Origin of the sequence: Oceanobacillus polygoni, assembly GCF_008304605.1 — a bacterium.
Lineage (GTDB): Bacteria > Bacillota > Bacilli > Bacillales > Amphibacillaceae > Oceanobacillus > Oceanobacillus polygoni.
Genome location: NZ_PIJY01000056.1, coordinates 1 through 1,339, shown reverse-complemented (window position 1 = coordinate 1,339; position 1,339 = coordinate 1). Strand labels below are relative to the sequence as shown.

Here is a 1,339-nt window from a genome sequence, read left to right as displayed (position 1 = left end):
ACTTTGCAGGAATTTCCCCAATCTTACCTTATTTGATTTTTCTAAAGTAATTTTGGGAGAAACTTCTGGAACTGTATTAAATGTTTTATATATTATTTACCTGCTCACAGTGATTTGTTATATCTTGATTATATATGCGGATATCCTGAAACGATGGATACTCCCTGAAACTCCAGCATGGATATTATTTTTGATAACATTCGTTCTACTTATTTATGGAAGTATTTGTAATATAAAAAATGTGGTATCTTTATTTTCTTTACTATTCATATTCATCCTGTTTTTATTCTTCATTACGTTTTTGGTTTATGGTGATCCATACATAGATGTTCGCTATCTCTTCCCTATTGGTTCCAGTGGTGGATGGAATATCCTTAAAAGCACTAGTGACTCAATGATATCCTTCATAGGGTTTGAAACATTACTTATTTATTTTGCTTTTATAAAGCAATCAAAAACTATTTCAGCACTGAAAGGAGTTTTTTTAGCAGTATTATTTGTAACCATTTTTTTAACGTACATTGTGATTCTAAGTACCGTAATGCTTAGTCCTGAAGAAATAAAAATCACGCCGGAACCGGTTCTATATATACTAAGTGCGATGGAAATAAGAATTTTAAGCCGATTAGATTTAATATTTCTTTCTTTCTGGGGTCTGATAGTTTTTACTACTATTATTAGCTACACCTTTTCAGCAAGTATGGGAATAAGTAAATTAATCCATATCAAACATAAATTTGCTGTGATACTATCTGGAGCATTTGTCCTTATCGTTTCGATAATATTTTATTATATGGAGATTACCTTACTTGATAAATGGTTAAAGCATTTAAGTTTAATTTTCGGCATTATTATCCCTATTCTATTGCTTTTAATAACAATTATTTTTAAAAGAGAGGCGGCGACCTATGAGAAAAACTGAGCTCTTTTTGATCTTCTTTATTCTTCCATTACTGGTTGGGTGCTGGGATGAAAGACTTCTAAAGAATTCCCGTACTGTGTATTTATCAGGTTTTGACTTGGATGAGAATGGTGATTATCAAACAACTTCAATTATTAGAGATATGAATATTAGTGAGTCAAGCAGGGGAGAAATATCTATATCGAATAAACTTGTAACTGGAAAAGGAGGTTCGATAAAAGAGGCAAGTATGGCAATTGATCGGAGCGTACCTGGTAATTACGATCCCGCAAAAGGAAGAGCTTTAATCTTAGGAATCGACGTCGCCAAAGGTGATATCTACAATGTGCTGGATCCTCTTTACCGGGATCCAAGGGTGGATTTAAACGCCAAAATTGCTGTGACAGATGACAGTGCAAATGAGATAATTACCCATTT

General features: G+C 33.0%; 2 protein-coding genes. Both read left to right on the top strand.

Going from position 1 to position 1,339, the window contains the following annotated elements; genetic code table 11:
- A partial coding sequence (locus tag F1560_RS21160; protein WP_149476595.1) for a GerAB/ArcD/ProY family transporter occupies positions 1-922 on the top strand: 922 nt, incomplete at its 5' end.
- Positions 909-1,339: Ger(x)C family spore germination protein (locus F1560_RS21155; RefSeq protein WP_484214021.1), on the top strand; the 431-nt coding region annotated here is incomplete at its 3' end. The genes F1560_RS21160 and F1560_RS21155, both read left to right, overlap by 14 nt.